General features: G+C 73.9%; 11 protein-coding genes. 2 read left to right on the top strand and 9 right to left on the bottom strand.

From position 1 onward, the window contains the following. Nucleotides 1-289: 289 nt before the first annotated feature. The 3 genes from ACWGJ2_RS14715 to ACWGJ2_RS14705 all read right to left on the bottom strand — a co-directional run bounded on the left by ACWGJ2_RS14715 (nucleotide 290) and on the right by ACWGJ2_RS14705 (nucleotide 3,413). A complete protein-coding gene (locus ACWGJ2_RS14715; RefSeq protein WP_453346440.1) occupies nucleotides 290-916 on the bottom strand; it encodes a GntR family transcriptional regulator in 627 nt (208 codons plus the stop codon). A 160-nt stretch (nucleotides 917-1,076) separates the two neighbouring features. Continuing rightward, entirely contained in the window at nucleotides 1,077-2,426 is a 1,350-nt protein-coding gene (locus ACWGJ2_RS14710) for a copper amine oxidase (protein WP_453346439.1), read from the bottom strand. 111 nt (nucleotides 2,427-2,537) lie between these two features. After that, a complete protein-coding gene (locus tag ACWGJ2_RS14705) occupies nucleotides 2,538-3,413 on the bottom strand; it encodes a hypothetical protein (RefSeq protein ID WP_453346438.1) in 876 nt (291 codons plus the stop codon). Nucleotides 3,414-3,714: 301 nt separating this feature from the next. On the opposite strand from ACWGJ2_RS14705, the gene ACWGJ2_RS14700 reads away from it, so the two are divergent. Continuing rightward, nucleotides 3,715-7,902, top strand: coding sequence for an nSTAND1 domain-containing NTPase (locus ACWGJ2_RS14700; protein ID WP_453346437.1), 4,188 nt, complete (start codon nucleotides 3,715-3,717; stop codon nucleotides 7,900-7,902). A 148-nt stretch (nucleotides 7,903-8,050) separates the two neighbouring features. Here ACWGJ2_RS14700 and sucB read toward each other — a convergent pair whose 3' ends face one another. The 6 genes from sucB to ACWGJ2_RS14670 form a co-directional block, all read right to left on the bottom strand. After that, a complete protein-coding gene (gene sucB, locus ACWGJ2_RS14695) occupies nucleotides 8,051-9,832 on the bottom strand; it encodes a 2-oxoglutarate dehydrogenase, E2 component, dihydrolipoamide succinyltransferase (RefSeq protein WP_453346436.1) in 1,782 nt (593 codons plus the stop codon). A gap of 97 nt (nucleotides 9,833-9,929) precedes the next feature. Next, on the bottom strand, nucleotides 9,930-11,318 hold the full coding sequence (gene lpdA / locus ACWGJ2_RS14690; protein WP_453346435.1) for a dihydrolipoyl dehydrogenase: 1,389 nt from the start codon (nucleotides 11,316-11,318) through the stop codon (nucleotides 9,930-9,932). A 410-nt stretch (nucleotides 11,319-11,728) separates the two neighbouring features. Then, entirely contained in the window at nucleotides 11,729-13,306 is a 1,578-nt protein-coding gene (locus ACWGJ2_RS14685) for a leucyl aminopeptidase (RefSeq protein WP_453346434.1), read from the bottom strand. 267 nt (nucleotides 13,307-13,573) lie between these two features. Continuing rightward, nucleotides 13,574-14,383 carry an adenosylcobinamide-GDP ribazoletransferase gene (gene cobS / locus ACWGJ2_RS14680; RefSeq protein ID WP_453346433.1) on the bottom strand — a complete coding sequence of 270 codons (810 nt, stop codon included), beginning with the start codon at nucleotides 14,381-14,383 and terminating at the stop codon, nucleotides 13,574-13,576. A 153-nt stretch (nucleotides 14,384-14,536) separates the two neighbouring features. Then, complete coding sequence (locus ACWGJ2_RS14675; RefSeq protein ID WP_453346432.1) at nucleotides 14,537-15,634, bottom strand: nicotinate-nucleotide--dimethylbenzimidazole phosphoribosyltransferase; 1,098 nt, start codon at nucleotides 15,632-15,634, stop codon at nucleotides 14,537-14,539. A 1,075-nt stretch (nucleotides 15,635-16,709) separates the two neighbouring features. Beyond that, nucleotides 16,710-17,939 (bottom strand): bifunctional adenosylcobinamide kinase/adenosylcobinamide-phosphate guanylyltransferase, encoded by a 1,230-nt coding sequence (locus tag ACWGJ2_RS14670; RefSeq protein ID WP_453346431.1) that lies wholly within the window; start codon nucleotides 17,937-17,939, stop codon nucleotides 16,710-16,712. Between the two features lie 83 nt (nucleotides 17,940-18,022). Between ACWGJ2_RS14670 and ACWGJ2_RS14665 the strand changes: the two genes are divergently transcribed. Beyond that, a complete protein-coding gene (locus ACWGJ2_RS14665; protein WP_453346430.1) occupies nucleotides 18,023-18,241 on the top strand; it encodes a hypothetical protein in 219 nt (72 codons plus the stop codon). Nucleotides 18,242-18,329: the final 88 nt, after the last annotated feature.

Here is an 18,329-nt window from a genome sequence, read left to right as displayed (position 1 = left end):
GATCGATCAAAGGGTGGGGTGAAATTGGCATTCCGTGCCCCGGAAGTCGGCACTGCGTGCCCATTCGTGATGGAGGGGTTCCGTCACGAAAATGGGGGTTTTGTCCCCCTCGCTTCAGGGCGCTGTGCGGCTCTGTTCCGGTGCGCTGTGTGCGGTGCTCGGTGGTGGGGGTCGGTGGTGGGGGTTGGTGGCCAGCCTCCGGCCCGCTCCGACTGTTGTGCCCACCCACCGGCCGCAGCCGCGCAGCGGAACCCCGGGTGGCACCGGCAGGGCGCACCCCTGGCAGGGGTCAGAGCGGGGCTGGGGCGCAGCCCAGGACGTGGGACTTGACCAGGGGTGCGATGTCCGGATCGCGGCGCTCGAACGCGTCCATCACCGCCTCGTGCTCCTCCGCGTAGGACTGCTGCACCGTCCCCAGCCACCGGATGGACAGCGCGGTCCACACCTCGATCCCGAGCCCCTCCCAGGTGTGCAGCAGCACGCTGTTGCCCGAGGCGCGGACCATCTCGCGGTGGAAGGCGACGGTGTGCCGCACCTGGGCCTCGCCGTCGCCTTCGCGGTCGGCCTCGTACAGCGCGGCGACGTGCGGCCGGAGCGCCGAGACGTCCGCCGCGAGCCGGGGCGCGGCCAGCTCCGCCGCGATCTGCTCCAGACCGGCCCGTACGGGATAGATCTCCTCCAGGTCGGCGGCCGAGATCTGCCGCACCCGCACGCCCTTGTTCGGCGCCGACTCGATCAGCCGCAGCGCTTCCAGCTCGCGCAGCGCTTCCCGTACGGGGGTCTGGCTGACCTCCAGCTCCACCGCGATCCGCCGCTCGACGATCCGCTCTCCCGGCTTCCACCGGCCGCTGACGATCCCCTCCACGATGTGCTCGCGGATCTGCTCGCGCAGCGAGTGGACGACGGGCGGGGTCATGCGCGCTCCTCGGGGGCGGGAGGTGTGGTGCCCTAGACAATACGGCCGTGGACATGGCGACGCCCCCGCCCGGGGGTGGTGGGCGGGGGCGTCGCTGCGGGGGGTGGCGGTCTGTGGTGGCGGGCCCGCGACGCACGGCTGACGTGCGGGTCCGTGGCGGTCAGCCGAAGTCGGGGACGCCGTTGAAGCGGGACTTGTGCAGCCGGTCCGGTGTGAGCGGGCTCATGGACGTCACGTCGCGCGGGGCGATCTGAAAGCCCTGCCAGTGGACGGGCATCGGCGTCTGGTCCTCGTCGCGCGCGACGTGGTGGAAGCCGACGTTCACCCACGCGATGGGGTGCTTCAGCGTCTCGCCGTCCACGAACTTGCTGACGTCCGCCTTACGGCCGTTCCCGAAGCGGGCGTTGTCGCTCGCGTACTGCTCGCCCTTCTTGTAGCGCGTGAAGTACACGTCGTACTTGGTGAAGGGCCGCGCCGTGTACTTGTGGCTGTTCTGGTGCACCAGCTCCCAGGAGCGCGGGTGCCCGTCCGCGTTCTTGCCCTTGGCGCTGACGACGCGCCACCAACGGGCGCTGGCCGTCCCCGTGTTGCCTGCCAGCTCCTTGGTGACGGTCGTGCGGGTGGTCTTGTACGTGGGCGTGTTGTCGGGCCCTCCGCCGCTGCCCGTGCGCTTGGTGTCGTACTGCTCCACGCGCCCGGCCGGAGCGCCGTCGGGGTGGAAGTCCAGCCGCCAGAAGATGTTGTGGTGGTGGCTGGTGGCGTGTGCCTTGCTGCCCTTGCCGATGGGCCAGCCCTTGCCGTCGGCGGCGTCGAAGTCGGAGGGCGAGAGGTTGCCCGTCGCCCCGGCGCGCGGGGTGAGGGTGCCGTCGTCGGAGAAGTTCCACTGGTTGATGTAGTGGTAGTAACCGGCCGAGTTGACGGTGTAGACGACCAGGTCCTGGCCCTGTTCCGCGTCCTTCTTGTTGCGGGCCTCGCCGACGTCCTGGCTGTTGCCGTGGAAGGCGAAGCCGCGCTCCTGGGTCGTGACGCACAGACCGTCGACCATCTTGGTCTCGCCGTCCATCGGGTCGACCCGGGGGATCTTCTTGAGCACGCCGCCGGGGCAGTCCTTGGGGCGCAGCGGCTCGGGGGAGTCGCCGAGCCGGATGTCGGTGACGTCGTTGTACTCGGCCGCCGCGTTGTCGTATGGGACGTGGATCTGGGCCAGCCGCGCGCTGCGGAGTATCTGTATCGGCTCGGCCTCCCTCTTGGGCTGGAAGGAGACGTCCTCCAGCACCAGTCCTGAGGTGCCCGTGGTGTGCCAGCACATGCGCCAGGTGCCGCCGCCCCGCAGCTTCTTCTCGATCGCGGACCCGGAGCCGCAGTCGGGCTGGGCAGCGGCGGCGGCCGGTGCGGCGGGCGTGGCGGGGGAGGCGGGGGAGGCCGCCGAGGCGGACAGGGTGGGCAGTGCGGTCAGTACGAGGAGCGCCGGGGCCGTGGTGAGGGCCAGGCGCCGGATGGATCCGCGCATGGAGTGTTCTCCGGTTCTCTGGTCTGCCCGACGCGCGGTCGGGCTCGGGCTCGGGGTGCGGCGGTGCGCCGCGTGCGGACGTGTACGTACGCGTACGGCTGCCGCGCGCCGCTACGGGAGCCGGTCCACCGTGCGGGCGCTGAGATTGACGACGAGCCGCTGGGTGTCGATCCACGGCCCGTCGGCGACCCGCGTGAACAGCCGCACGCAGCGCTCGTCGCCGCACCGCGCGAGCGGGCCCTCCGGGGTGCCGCGCGGCACGTACGTCAGACCCTGCACGGAGAGCTGTCCGGCGCCGGTGAGCTTCTTGCCCACGGCCTTCTCGTAGTCCCGCTTCAGCCCGGACCCGAGCGGGTCGCCCAGCAGCACCGTCGCCGCCTCGCGCGCCTCGCGCCAGGCGGGCGGCGGCTGCGCGCCGCGCGACACCTCGGAGTCCTCCACCTTGCTCAGGGCGCTGTCCCCGTTCCCGCCTTCGCCGAGCAGGACGGTCTTGTGGACGAGGGTGTCGTCGCCGTAGTCGTAGAAGTAGACCTCGGCGCGGCGGCCAGGACCGTCGGCGGAGTCGGCCAGGTCGGTGCTCAGATGCTCGGGGCTGCCCTTGTCGCCCGACACGTCCTCGCCGGCCGTGCGCAGCCCCCGGTCGCCCGCGAGGGCCACCCGTTCCGCCTCGGCCGCCTCGGCGCGCGTCAGCGGCTCGCGTCCCTCGCCGCGCTCGCCCTGCTCGGGCGCCGCCTCGATCTTCGCGGGCGCTCCCGAGCCGGTGCCGGAACCGGTGCCGGACGGGGCTTCGGACGACGCGCCCGACCGGCTCGTCCGCTCCGCGCTGTCGTCGCCCACCGCGTTCAGCGGCAGCGTCACCGCGATCATCGCGGCGGTCGCCGCGACGCCCACCGCCGTTCCCCAGACCAGTCGGCGTACGGCCGAGCGGTGGTCGGCCGCCCTCTCCTCCGTACGCCCGGTGCCGTCCGAGTCCCCCACTTCGCGCATGCGCGCCCCCATGAAACCCCGCCGTGCGGGGCGGGAAGCCGATGTTCTGTCGAGCCCATTCCAGAGGGGTGTGCGGTTGTTCGGCACCCCCGTTCCACCAGGCCGAACAATCCCTTAGCGTGAAAGCGCCCGGAAACCGCACAGTTGACCCCTGGCGGGTGTACGGGCCGGAGAACGTACGCTACGGACCGGTATACGGACGAGGAAACAGGTCGAGGAAACCGGTCGGGGGACCCGGTTGGGAACGCCGGGCGGGGAAGCGGAACGCAGCGCGACGGGGCGAGGGGGAGGGAACGGGGAGTTGGGCCGCAGAGAGGTCCCGGTGGATCCGTCGGCGGGTCCCGTACAGCGCTTCGCGTACGAGCTGCGCAAGCTCCGTGAGGAGGCGGGCGGGCCGACCTACCGTCAACTGGCCGCCCGCGCCGACTACTCCGTCACGACCCTCTCCCAGGCCGCGGCGGGCGAACGCCTCCCCTCCCTTGCCGTCACCCTCGCCTACGCGCGGGCGTGCGGCGGCGAGCCGGAGACGTGGGAGCTGCGCTGGCGCGAGGCCGCGGCGGAGGCGGCCGAGGCGGCGGCAGCGGTGCCGGAGGACGGCGCGGGCGCGGAGCCGCCCTACCGCGGCCTCGCCCGCTTCGAGCCCGGCGACGAGAAGCGCTTCCACGGGCGCTCCCAGCTCACGGCCGACCTCCTCGACCTGGTCACGGAGCACCGCTTCGCCGCCGTCTTCGGGCCCTCGGGCAGCGGCAAGTCCTCCCTCCTGCGGGCCGGTCTGATACCGGCGCTGCGAGGCTCCGACGCGGCCGAAGGGGCTGACGGGGCCGATGGGGCCGATGGGCACGCCCTGGTGCCGCGCCCCGCCGCGCTGCGCATCCTCACCCCTGGCGAGCACCCGGCCCGCACCCACGCGGCGGCGCTCACCCCGGCCGGAGGTTCCGGTTCCGAAACCGGCGACCAGGACGGCGCGACGCGTGGCGAGACCTGGGTACTGGTCGACCAGTTCGAGGAGGTCTTCACCCTCTGCCGCGACCAGGCCGAACGCGCCCGCTTCCTGCGCATGCTCCTCGCGGCACGTGAACCGGCCAGCCGGCTGCGCGTCGTGATCGCCGTACGCGCCGACTTCTACGGCCGCTGCGCCGAACACCGCGCCCTCGCCGACGCGCTCAGCGAGGCCGGGCTGCTCGTCGGCCCGATGAGCGGACGCGAGCTGAGGGAGGCCGTGGTCAGACCGGCGGCGGCCGAGGGGCTGATCGTCGAACGGGCGCTCACCGCGCGCGTGTTGCGGGACGTCGAGGGGGAGCCGGGCGGGCTGCCGCTGATGTCGCACGTCCTGCTGGAGACCTGGCGCAGACGGCGGGGCCGCACGCTGACACTGGAGGCGTACGAGGCTGCGGGCGGGCTGCACGGCGCCATCGCCCAGACAGCGGAACGGATCTGGTCGACGCTGTCACCGGGGCAGGCCGACGCCGCCCGCCGCATCCTGCTGCGCCTGATCGCGCCCGGCGAGGGCTCCCCGGACACCCGCCGCCCCGTACCGCGCGCCGAACTCCGCACCGCCGACGCCGACGCCGGTGCCGTAGACGCCGACACCGCCACCGACACCGCCACCGACACCGCCACATCCGACGACACGGGCCCCGTGCTCGACCGGCTCGCCCAGGCCCGACTCCTCACCCTCGGCGACGAGACCGTCGAGCTGTCCCACGAGGCGCTGATCACGGCCTGGCCCCGGCTGCGCGGCTGGATCGAGGAGGACAGGGAGCGGCTGCGCGCGCACCGCCGCCTGACCGAGGCGGCGCAGAGCTGGGCGGAGCTGGACCGCGACGCGGGCGCCCTCTACCGGGGCACGCGCCTGGCCACGGCCGAGGAACTGTTCCCCGCCACGCCGTCAGGCCCGTCGAGCCCACCGGCTCCCTCGGCCCCGTCGAGCCCGCCGGTCCCGGCCGCCCCCGGCCACGCCGCCGACGCGAGGGGAACCGGCCGCGACCCCGGACTGACGCCGCTGGAGCGGGACTTCCTCGACGCCAGCCGCCGCACCCACGCCCGCGAGCGGCGTCGGCGGCGCGGCGCCTTCGCCGTACTGTCCACGCTGGTCGTGCTCGCGCTCGTCGCAGGGACTGTGGCCTGGCAGCAGAGCCGCACCAGCGACCGGCGGCACATCGAGGCCGAGGCGCGCAGGATCGCGGGCGTCGCGGACAGCATGCGCATGTCCGACCCCGTACAGGCCATGCGGCTCAGCGTCGCCGCCTGGCGCCTCGCCGATACGCCCGAGACCAGGTCGGCGCTGCTCGGCGCCCTGTCCCAGCCCGAGGAGGACGCGTTCACCCTGCCGTCGGGCAGCACAGCGGACGGCGGGGACGGCGCGGCCTCGCAGCGGCTGCTGAGCGCCGACGGCCGGACCCTGGTCAGCGCCGGCCCCCGCGAACTGACCCGCTGGGACGTGCCGGCGCACCGCGCACGGGCCTCCAGGAACGGCCTCGGGCCCGTCGGCGGAGCGCTCCAGGCCGCGCTCAGCCCGGACGGGCGGCGGATCGCGTGGGCGGACGACCGGGGACGCGTGTCGCTGCGCCGTACCGCACCGGGCGCGCGGACGGAGCACTTCCACGGCGCGGAGGGCAGGCCCGCCGGGTTCAGCCCCAGCGGACGGCTCCTGCGCGTCGACGACGGCCTCCTCGGGCCGCGCGAGGCCCACCACGTCCAACTGTGGGACGTACGGCACCGGAAACGGATCTTCGAGCGTCGGCTGCGGGGCGACCGCTCGGCGCTCGGTGCCGTCAGCCACGACGACCGGAAGCTGGCCCTGTGCCCCGAGGGCGGGCGCCTGGAGCTGTGGCGCGTGGGCGACGGCTCCAAGGGCCCCGCCCCAGGTGGCGGGAGCGCGCCGCCCGCCGACGACTGGCCGGGCGACGCGGCCCGCGCCGCCTGCGAAGCCGACGACCTGGCCTTCACCCCCGACGACCGCTCCCTCGTCTCGCTGGACGCCTCCGGCATCAGCGTCCGCGACGCCCGTACGGGCCGCGAAAGGCTCCGGATCGGCCACCGTGACCTCACCGGCATGTCCCTGAGCCGCGACGGGCGGCTGCTCGTGGCCACCGACTCGCAGGAGATCCTGGCCTGGCGCCTCGACGGCCCCGACGACCTGCACGGCGACCGGCGCCGGACCGGTCCCCAGGCCGGGCAGTCGCGCCCCGTGCTGCGCTATCCGCTGGTCAGCGAGCACGTCAGCGGCGTACGCGTGGACACCGGGCGCGGCGTCATCCGCTATCTGAGCGGGCTCTCGGGCCGCGTCGTGCGCACCCTGTCCCTCGGCGGCGTCCACCGCACACCCCGCCATGGCGCGGCACTGGAGTCCGCCGCTTTCAGCCCCGACGGGCGCACCCTCGCCACCGCGCGCATCGCCTCCGGAAAGGCGCGGTTCCAGTTGCGGGACGCACGGGGCGCGCCGCTCGCTCCGCAGCCGCCCCACAAGCCCTGCCGCTCCGGCGACGGTCCAGGGGACGAGACGGAAGTGGACGCGGAGGACACCGGGGGAGAGGACGCCCCCGTGAGCGAGACGGACGAGGGGGACGAGGGGGACGAGGCGGACGAGGCCGACGAGCCCGCCTGCACCCCCGTGCTGGCCTTCAGCCCCGACAGCCGCACCCTCGCCTACGGCACCAGCGCCTGGGCGGGCGACGGCGCGCTCAGGGACCGCGTCGCGCTGTGGGACACCGCGCGCGGACGCACCCGCGCCCGGCTCGACCTCTCACCGCGCGGCGGCCGGGCCGCTCTCGGCAACGACCTCAATGGGCTGGCCTTCGGCGGCCCCGGTGGCAAGTCCCTGCTGGCCTCGCGCATACCGGAGGGCGAGGAGATCGAGGTCTGGGACCCGCGGCGGCACAAGAGGACCAAGGTGCTGCGCGGCGCGGGCGGCGAGTCCCTGGCCGTGCACCCGCGCCGCGATCTCGTCGTCACCAACCACGGCCAGCTCGTCGAGCCGGGCAGCGGCAGGGTCGTGCGGCGCGCCCTCACCCAGGACGAGACCAACGCGGTCGTCTTCAGCGCGGACGGCAGCCGCCTGGCAGCGGGGGACGACTCGGGCCGGGTCACCCTCTGGGACGGCAGCGGACGGCGCGGCCTCGGCCTCCTCGCGGGGACGTCCAGGGAGCCGGGCGGCGGCTCGTCCGAGCCCGTCGCCGCGCTCGCCTTCTCGCCCGACGGGCGCACCCTGGCCGTGGCCGGCACGCGGGGCACGCTGCGGCTGTGGGACATGGCCTCCCACCAGCCACTGGGCACGGCCCTGCCCACGGGCCGCGACCCACTGCTCGCCGTGGCGTTCAGCGCCGACGGGAGCGCGGTGCGCGCGGTCGGCCGCCACACGCCTGTACGCCGCTACCCGGCCGACGCGGCGCACGCCGTCGCCCGCGTCTGCGCACGCGCCGACGGCGGCCTCTCCCGGGAGCGCTGGGAGGCGGCCCTGGCGGGCGTCCCGTACCGCCCCACCTGCTGACCCCGGGCCCCCGGGCCCGCCCGTACCCAGCACCCCCCCCGCACCCGCACGCACCCCGCACACGACGGCGCCCCCGCCCGGAGAACTCCGGACGGGGGCGCCGTCTCGCGTGGCGTGCTTGCTGCCGCGCTGGTACTTCTTCGGGCCCTTACAGACCCAGCTCGCCCTCGAACTCGCCGGCCTCAAGGCGGGCCTTGACGTCGGAGAGGTAGCGGGCCGCGTCCGCGCCGTCGACCAGCTGGTGGTCGTAGGAGAGGGTCAGGTAGACCATGTCGCGGATGGCGATGGTCTCGCCCAGCTCCGGGTGGTCGATGACCACGGGGCGGCGGACGGTGGCACCGATGCCCAGCTCGGCGACCTGCGGGTAGTTCACGATGATCGTGTCGAACAGCGCACCGCGCGAGCCGGTGTTGCTGATCGTGAACGTGCCGCCGGACATGTCGTCCGGGCCGAGCCCGCCCTCGCGGACCTTCTTGGCCAGCTCGGAGGTCTTGCGGGCGATGCCCGCCAGGTTGAGGTTCCCGGCCTCCTTGATGACCGGGACCATCAGGCCCTTCTCCGAGTCCACCGCGATGCCGATGTTCTCGACGTCGTGGTAGGTGATCGTGCCGTCGTCGTTCAGCCGGGCGTTGACGGCCGGGTGGGCCTTCAGCGCCTCGGCGGCTGCCTGCACGAAGAACGGCATCGGCGAGAGCTTGACGCCCTCACGTGCCTGGAAGGACTCCTTCGCGCGGGCGCGCAGCTTCATGATCCTGGTGACGTCCACCTCGACCACGGAGGAGAGCTGCGCCTGGTTGTGCAGCGCCTTCATCATGTTCTCCGCGATCACCTTGCGGATCCGCGGCATCTTGACGGTCTGGCCACGCAGCGGCGAGGGCTCCAGCTTCGGCGACTTCGGCGCCGACGAGGCGGCCGCCGGAGCGGCGGGGGCCTGCGCCTTGGCGGCCTCGGCGGCGGCGACGACGTCCTGCTTGCGGATGCGGCCACCGACGCCGGTGCCCTTGACCGAGGACAGGTCCACGCCGTGCTCGGCCGCCAGCTTGCGCACCAGCGGGGTCACGTACGCGCCGTCGGCCTCGCCGCCACCGGCCTGCGCCGGAGCGGCGGGCGCCTTCGGAGCCGGGGCCTGCTGCGCCGGAGCCGCCGGAGCCGCCGGAGCCGCCGGAGCGGCGGGGGCCTGGGCCTGCGGCTGCGCCTGGGCCGGAGCGGGCGCCTGCGCGGGCTCGGGCTGCTTCGGAGCGGGAGCCTGCGCCGGGGCCTGAGCCTGTGCGGGGGCCTCGGCCTGCGCCGGAGCGGCGGCCGGGGCGGCACCCGCGGCACCGATGACGGCCAGCTTGGCGCCGACCTCGGCGGTCTCGTCCTCGCCGACCAGGATCTCCAGCAGAGTGCCGGCGGCCGGGGCGGGGATCTCGGTGTCGACCTTGTCCGTCGAGACCTCCAGCAGCGGCTCGTCCTCGGCCACCTCCTCGCCGACCTGCTTCAGCCAGCGGGTGACGGTGCCCTCGGTGACGCTCTCGCCGAGCGCCGGGAGGACGACCTCGGTGCCCTCGGCCGAACCCGCGGCGGGCGCGGCGGCCTGTGCGGGCTCCGGCTGCGCGGGGGCCTGGGCCGGGGCCTCGGCCTGGGCCGGAGCGGGCTCCGGCTCGGACTGCGCGGGCTCGGCGGCCGGAGCGGAGGCGGCGGGGGCGCCCGAGCCGTCGTCGATGACGGCCAGCTCGGCGCCGACCTCGACCGTCTCGTCCTCGGCGACCTTGATGGAGGCCAGGGTGCCGGAAGCGGGGGCCGGGATCTCGGTGTCGACCTTGTCGGTCGAGACCTCCAGCAGCGGCTCGTCGGCCTCGACGTGCTCACCCTCGGCCTTCAGCCAGCGGGTGACGGTGCCCTCGGTGACGCTCTCGCCGAGCGCCGGAAGGGATACGGAAACCGCCATGGTTTCTGTTGCTCCTTACGATGGTTTCTCCCCGCCCGGCGGAGCCGGGGCCCGGGGAAAGTGCGAAAAGTGGTCGGTGCGCTCGCCCGGACGTGCGTCAGTCGTGCGAGTGCAGCGGCTTGCCTGCCAGGGCCAGGTGGGCCTCGCCAAGCGCCTCGTTCTGCGTCGGGTGGGCGTGGACGAGCTGCGCGACCTCGGCGGGCAGCGCCTCCCAGTTGTAGATGAGCTGGGCTTCGCCCACCTGCTCACCCATGCGGTCACCGACCATGTGGACGCCGACCACGGCACCATCGCGGACCTGGACGAGCTTGATCTCGCCCGTGGTCTTGAGGATCTTGCTCCTGCCGTTCCCGGCGAGGTTGTACTTGAGGGTGACGACCTTGTCGGCGCCGTAGACCTCCTTGGCCTTCTGCTCGGTGATGCCGACGGAGGCGACCTCCGGGTGGCAGTACGTCACCCGGGGCACACCGTCGTAGTCGACCGGGACCGGGTTGAGACCGGCCAGCCGCTCCGCCACCAGGATGCCCTCGGCGAAGCCGACGTGCGCGAGCTGGAGGGTGGGGATGAGGTCGCCGACGGCCGAGATGGTCGGCACGTTCGTGCGGCAGTACTCGTCGGCCAGGACGAAGCCGCGGTCCATGGCGACCCCGGCCTCCTCGTAGCCCAGGCCCTGCGAGACCGGGCCGCGGCCGATGGCGACGAGCAGGACCTCGGCCTCGTACTCCTTGCCGTTGGCGAGGGAGACCTTGACGCCGTTGTCCGTGTACTCGGCCTTCTCGAAGAAGGAGCCGAGCGAGAAGTTGATGCCGCGCTTGCGGAAGGCGCGCTCCAGCAGCTTGGAGCTGTTCTCGTCCTCGGCGGGCACCAGGTGGGGCAGGCCCTCGACGATGGTGACGTCGGTCCCGAAGGACTTCCAGGCCGAGGCGAACTCGACGCCGATGACGCCGCCGCCCAGGATGATCGCGGACTCCGGTACGCGGTCCAGGACCAGCGCGTGGTCCGAGGAGATGATGCGGTTGCCGTCGATCTCCAGACCCGGCAGCGACTTCGGCACGGAGCCGGTCGCCAGCAGGATGTGGCGGCCCTCGTAGCGCTGGCCGTTCACGTCGACGGACGTCGGGGACGACAGGCGGCCCTCGCCCTCCACGTACGTCACCTTGCGGGAGGCGACGAGGCCCTGGAGACCCTTGTACAGACCGGCGACGACGCCGTCCTTGTACTTGTGGACCCCGGCGATGTCGATGCCCTCGAAGGTGGTCTTCACGCCGAACTCGGCGCCTTCGCGCGCCTGGTCGGCCAGCTCACCGGCGTGCAGCAGCGCCTTGGTGGGGATGCACCCGTTGTGCAGGCAGGTACCGCCCAGCTTGTTCTTCTCGATCAGGGCGACATCGAGGCCAAGCTGGGCCCCGCGCAGGGCAGCGGCGTAACCGCCGCTTCCGCCTCCGAGGATCACTAGGTCGAAAACGGTGCTGGCGTCGTTCGCCACGTCACGTCCTCCATGCATGGGTACGCCGGAGCCGGTCTCCTCTGACCGGGCGGCTGTATGTTCGGCCGCTGTCTTGCTTCGGCCCTGGACTCGGCTTGTGGTGAAGCCGCTGCGGGGGCCCTGTCCTGCCGAGGATCCATCTTCGCACTTGTCGGCGGACAACGGGACGCGGGGCTGCTGTACCGGCCGGTACGAGCACGTTCGCCGGTAGCGATCGGCGCGCGCGAAGCACCCCCGCGAGCGCACCGGAGGTACGCGCGCAGGCACGGGCGGACGCGCCGGTGGAGCGGCCCCGCGCCCGGGGCTCAGCGGCCCCGGGCGCGGGGCGTAACGGTCCGGGCCGGACCCGATCAGGCCGGATGAGACCGGATCAGGCCAGGTCAGGCGGGGTCCGAGGGGTCAGGTGCTGGTCAGCCCAGCTCGCCCGAAGCGGTGTGCTCGGCCAGCCGCACCAGCGTGCGCACCGCCGTGCCCGTGCCGCCCTTGGGGGTGTAGCCGAAGGGCGACGCCTCGTTGAAGGCAGGGCCCGCGATGTCCAGGTGGGCCCAGGAGGTGTCCTCCGTCACGAATTCCTTGAGGAAGAGCCCCGCGACCAGACCGCCGCCCATGCGCTCGCCGATGTTGGCGATGTCGGCGACGGGCGAGTCCATGCCCTTGCGCAGATGGGTGGGCAGGGGCATCGGCCAGGACGGCTCACCCGCCTCCTCGGCCAGCTCGTGCACGGCCGTACGGAACGCCTCGTCGTTGCTCATGACGCCGAACGTGCGGGAGCCCAGCGCCACCATCATGGCGCCGGTCAGCGTGGCCACGTCCACGATGGCGTCGGGGGACTCCTCGCAGGCGCGGGTCAGCGCGTCCGCCAGGACCAGGCGGCCCTCGGCGTCCGTGTTCAGCACCTCGACGGTCTTGCCGCTGTACATGTTCAGCACGTCGCCCGGCCGGGTGGCCGAGCCCGACGGCATGTTCTCGGCCAGCGCCAGCCAGCCGGTGACGTTGACCCGCAGACCGAGCCGCGCCGCCGAGACGACGGCCGAGAAGACGGCGGCGGCGCCGCCCATGTCGCACTTCATCGTCTCGTTGTGGCCCGCGGGCTTCAGCGAGATGCCGCCCGAGTCGTAGGTGATGCCCTTGCCGACAAGGGCCAGGGACTTCTTCGCCTTGGCATGCGTGTAGCTGAGGCGCACGAGCCTGGGCGGGTTCACCGAGCCCTGGCCGACGCCGAGGATGCCGCCGTAGCCGCCCTTGGCCAGCGCCTTCTCGTCCAGCACCTCGACCTTCAGGCCGTGCTCCTTGGCCGCGGCCTGGACCTGGGCGGCGAAGGTGGCGGGGTTCAGGTCGTTGGAGGGGGTGTTGACGAGGTCACGGGCGCGGTTGACCTCCTCGGCCAGGACCTGGGCCCGCTCGACGGCGGCCTTGTGCTCCTTGTCACGGGGCTTGGCGCCGACGAGGGTGATCTCGGCGAGCGGGGCGCTCTTGTCCTTGTCCTTCTTCTTGCCGCTGCCGCTGCCGCCGCCGTCGCCGTTCGCGTCGGCGTTCCGGCTCCGGTAGGCGGTGAAGGCGTACGCGCCCAGGGCCGCGCCCTCGGCGACGGCGGCGACGGCGTCGGCGTCCTCGAAGGGAAGCGCGAAGGCGCCCTTCTTGACCCCGGCCAGCGCACGCGCCGCGGCGCCCGCCGCGCGGCGCAGCGTCTCGGGCTCGTAGGACTCGTCCTTACCGGGAGCCTCGCCCAGACCCACCGCCAGCACCACCGGCGCCTTCACGCCACCGTCGGGCGAGGGCAGCTTGGTGACCTCGCCCTCGCCGCCGCTCGCGCCGAGCGCGTCCAGCGTCGCGGCGAGCTTGCCGCCGAACGCCTTGTCCACGGCCTCGGCCCCGGGGGCGACGACGAGGGGGCTCTTGCTGTCGGGGCTGCCCTTGGCGACGCCGACGACGACGGCATCCGCGCGCAGCGTCACGGCGGACGAAGTGCTGAGAGACAGAGCAGACACGGTGGGAGAGACCTTCTTCCGTAGGAGAAGCCGGATCGGGTGCACGGCTTCGGGCACTTCGGGCATCGTATGCCCGTGTCGGCCCGGGTGTTCGGAGACCCTACGTCCTCCACCTCCGCCCGACCACGCGCTTTACGGAGCCCGTTCGGACACCGCAGCGCGTCGGACGCCCGGGTCCGGGGGCGTACACGGCGCGGGTGGGGGACGGAGCGGGGCCCCGCTGACGGTGCCTCCGACCGCTCGGAGGCGCACCGAGCCTGAGTGCCCTCAGCCCAGCGCGAGAAACACCAGCGTGCCGGTGGCGGCCGTCTCGGCCAGCGCGCCGAAGACGTCACCCGTCACCCCGCCGAAGCGGCGGCGGCAGTGCCGCAGCAGCAGCTCGCCCGCCACCAGCCCGAGCACGACGGCTGCGGCGTACGGCACCACCGCGTACAGCGACACCAGCCCTCCTGCCCCCGCGGCCAGCAGCACGACGACGAGCGCGGTCGCATAACCGGTGCGCACCGGCACGGTCTGCGCGACGGCCGCGCCCAGCCCCTCGGGCCGCGCGGCGGGGACACCGGAGCGCGAGGCGAGGGTCAGCGAGGTGCGCGCGGTGACGGCGGCGACGGTCACGGCCAGCGCACCGTGCGCCCAGCCGCCCGACGCGTACAGCTCGCTCACCACCGCGACCTGCCCCAGCAGCACCAGCACCAGGGCGATCACCCCGAACGGGCCGATGTCCGACTGCTTCATGATCCGCAGCGCGTCCTCGGCCGGCCTGCCGCTGCCGAGCCCGTCGGCCACGTCGGCCAGCCCGTCCAGGTGCAGGCCCCGCGTCAGCACGGCGGGCACGGCGACCGAGACGACGGCCGCGAGCAGCGGCCCGGCCCCCAGCAGCAGGAACACGGTGCCGACGACGGCGGCCGGCAGCCCGACGGCCAGCCCGGCGAGCGGAGCGCACACCATGCCCCGGCGCGCGGCCTCGCGGTCCCAGCGGGTGACGCGCACGGGCAGCACGGTGAGCGTCCCCAGCGCGAAGCGGACGCCCTCCGGGAGGGAGGCGGGCGCTGTGGGGGTGCGGTCTGTGTCGTCCATGGGCCGGTCAGGCTACCGGGCACCGTACGAGGGCTCCCGTACGGCTCTGCCCTCCGTACGGGACCCCCGTACGACCCGGGAGCGGGAGCTGCGATCGCTCGCGTTCCCCACTCCGCCCCCGGGTCCCGTGCGGAGAGACGGCGAAGAGGCCGGTCAGGTTGCGTCGAGCGCGCCGTTTTCCGCGGCGCGCGTTTCCTCCTCCTCGCGCACCGGCAGCTCGGCGCCGAGCTGGGCCGCCGCCTGCACGAGCGGCAGCGCCAGCAGCGCGCCCGCGCCCCCGCCGACCGCCACACCCTGGTCCACCAGCGCCTCCAGCGCCATCCGGTCCAGCGCCTTCGCCTGCGCGGGCTCGCCGCTGACATGCCCGGCGACCCACCAGTCGGGCGCGCGGAAGGCGACGCGCTGCGCGACCAGGGCGCAGGCCGCCGACACCACACCGTCGAGGATCACGGGCGTACGGCGCACGGCGCACTGGAGCAGGAAACCGGTGATCGCGGTCAGATCGGCGCCGCCGACCGCGGCGAGCAACTGGAGCTGGTCGCCCAGCACGGGCCTGGCCCGGCGCAGCCCGTCGCGCACGGCCGCGCACTTGCGCATCCAGGCCAGATCGTCGATGTCGCCGCCGCCACGGCCCGTGACCACGGAGGCGTCGGTTCCACAGAGCGCGGCGATCAGGGTTCCCGCCGCCGTCGTCCCGCCGACCGACAGGTCCCCGAGCACCACCAGATCGGTGCCCGCGTCGGCCTCCTCGTCGGCCACGGCCATCCCGGCGCGGAACGCGCGCTCCGCCTCCTCCGGAGTCAGCGTGTCCTCGACGTCGAGGCGCCCCGACGAGCGGCGCACCCGGTGCCGGGTGACCTCCTCGGGGAACGCGTCCTCGTCGCAGTCGAGCGACATGTCGACAACGCGGAGCGGAACGCCGAACCGGTTCGCGAGGACGGCGGCCGGTGAGGTCCCGTCCAGGGCCTCGCGCACCAGGGTGTGGGCGCTGCCCGCGGGCAGCGTGGAGACGTCCGACTCCGCGATGCCGTGGTCGCCCGCGAAGACCACCAGGCGGGGAGTGCGCACCGGCGCGACGGGCAGTTGGCCCTGCGCGGCCGTCAGCCACTCGCCGAGGTCGTCGAGGCGGCCCAGCGCGTGGGCCGGGAGCCCTGTCCGTGAGCGTCGTTCCTCGGCGTCACGGCGCAGCCCTCCGTGGGGGCGCTCGATGAGGTCGGAGAATTCGTCCAGGTCCAGCGTCCGCTCACTCATGCGGCCGAAGCGTATCCCCTTCGCGGGGCGCGGAAGGAAACGCGGGGTTCGCCCTTCACGCTGGTGTGCCCCCTCACGGGGTGCGGGGTGAAGGCCTCACGGGGTGCCCGTTTCTTGTAGGGGTGCGCCTTCCCTGGTGCCCCTTTGGGTTCGTTCGCGTGGTGCGGGCCGGTGGCACGGGTTGTGCCCACCCTCCCCCAGCTACCGCTGGGAGGTGCCCCCTCGCCAGCGGGACGTTTGCCCACAACATTTGGCGTGCTGTCGCCTGGCGGTACAGGGCCGGGTGCGGGCCGGTGGCTTCGGCGCGGCGTGTGGTTGCGGTGCGACGCGGCTGGCGCCGCGTGATTCTTGGCTTGTGCCGGTGGTTGTGGGTGCGTGGGTGCGGGGTGTCCGGTGCCGCGGTGGGGTGTCTCCTCGGCGTGAAGGTCTCGTTTTTGGCTCTCCGCCGGTGACTCGCTCGTCCTGCGGTGACACCCCACCACGTTCCCGTCCCGCCGGTGGCCCACCTCCACTCCGGGTCGGCAGGGGCACCAAAACCAGCGCGGGACCTACGGTCCCCGCTTCACGGGCCAACCGTCCCGCGCAACACCCCCTTCGCAGGGGGCGCCCGCCCGATTGCCCCCTTGGGGGGTTCGTACGCGGCTGCGGGCCGGTGGGTGGGCACAACAAGGGTGGGCCCTTCCGGTACGGCGCCGGTCCACAGCATGGGAACAACCGAAGTGGTCACCGACCTGCGGTTGGCCACCGGGTGGGAGGTGGTGCGGTGGGGTGTCCCCGCAGGTCGAGCAAGTCACCGGCGGAGAGCCGACGACGATGGCTTCACGCCGAGGAGACACCCCACCGCGGCGCCGACCCCCATCACACAGGCACCCCATGTCCACGGCCCGAGCCATGAATCACGCGGCGCCAGCCGCGTACTGCCGGTCCATACGCCGCGCCGAAGCCACCGGCCAGGCAGCCGAAAAACAACGCCCCGCCACATGACGGCACCCCGGCCGCAGAGGGCACAAAAATCAGCGCGGGACCCTACAGTGCCCACCACACCGGCGAACCGTCCCGCGCAACACCCCCCCCATCAACGGTGCCCCCACTCGGAAGCCGCCCCCCTAAGCACCGTGGGGAGGCCGGCCGTGAGGAGGAGGACGTGTTCGGATTCGGTGGCGATCGCCGCGTTCAGGCGGCCCAGCTCGTCCCGGAAGCGCCGCCCCGCCGCAGAGGTGGGCACCACGCCGGACCCCACCTCGTTGCTGACCGTCACCACGGTCCGCGAAGCCCCCCGCACCGCCCCCACCAACTCACCCACCCGCTCCCCGAGCACTCGCGCCCCCCGCTCACGCCACACCCCGTCGTCCCACGCCCCGACCTCGTCCATCACATGCGTGAGCCACAGCGACAGGCAGTCGACGAGCAGCGGCGGCCCCTCGGCCGTCAGCAATGGCACCAGATCGCATGTCTCCTCCGTGCGCCACGACGCGGGCCGCCGCTCCCGGTGCGCGGCGACCCGTGCGGCCCACTCCGCGTCACCGGCCCGCGTCCCGCCCGTCGCGACGTACACGACGTCGGGGAACGTGGCCAGCCGCCGCTCCGCCTCCGCCGACTTCCCCGAGCGTGCCCCGCCCAGCACGAGCGTGCGCCGCGGCACGTCGGGCACGTCGTGGTACTCGCCGACGATCAGCGTTGTCCCGTCCGGCTCCGTACGGGCGCCCGCCGCGGCGAGGCGGCGGTGCAGCTCGGTGCCCGGCGGCACGTCGTGGTCGAGGTGGACGGCGATGACGTCGGTCGTCGGGCCGACGGCGCCCGCGCCCCGCAGCCGGGCGAGCGCGTCGGGCCGTCCGACGACGTCGAGGACGGCCATGTCGTACGGCACGGGCGCGGGCTCGTCCTCCAGGCCCGCCACCGCCGCGCCGGGCGGCAGGTAGAGGAGGCGTTCGCCGCCAGGCCCGGTGACGGCGTAGCCCGTGCCGGGCGCGTCGAGGGCGAGGGCGCGCAGCCGGTGGCCGCTGATGAGGGCCAGTTCCTGGCCGTCGGGCACGCGCACGGGCGCGGGCAGCCCGGCGGGGAACTCCAGCGCGGGCCCGTCGTGCGGGTGCGAGAGCGCGACCTGCCGTACGCCTTGCAGCGAGTGCCCCGCCCGCGCCGCCGCGAAGGCGGGCCCGGGGGTGAGGTCGAGCAGCAGTGTGCCGTCCACGAGCAGCGCGGTCGCCGCGCGCGCCTCGTCGCCGACGGCGGTCGCGCAGGCCGCGCAGGGGCAGCCGGGCCGGGGGAGTCCGGCGGGGGCGCCGGTACCGAGCAGAGTGAGTTCCACACCACGATCGTCTCTTGGCCCGACGGGGGCCGCGCACTCAGGATTAGTCTGCGAGCAGCAACAGCCGATGTCGGGAGGCACATATGGCGTGGACGTGGCGGTTCGAGAAGGCCGACGGCACGGAGACGGAACCCGCAGTCCAGCCCGAGGAGTTCCCCACCCAGGGGGACGCGGAGTCGTGGATCGGGGAGGTCTGGAAGGACCTGCTGGAGGGCGGCGCCGATCAGGTCACCCTCCTGGAGGACGGCAGCAAGATCTACGGGCCGATGAGCCTCCACTCCGAGGAGCCCGCCGAGAGCTGAAGCGCGCGCGGCGCGCCTCTCCCGTCGCGGCGGCACGCGGCCGTACGCGACGGGAGAGGCGCCACGGCCACGGCCCGCGGTCACAGTC

This window comes from Streptomyces sp. NPDC054796 (assembly GCF_053611545.1).
Note: the sequence above shows the minus strand (reverse complement) of the source record. Positions and strands in the feature narration are given on the sequence as shown.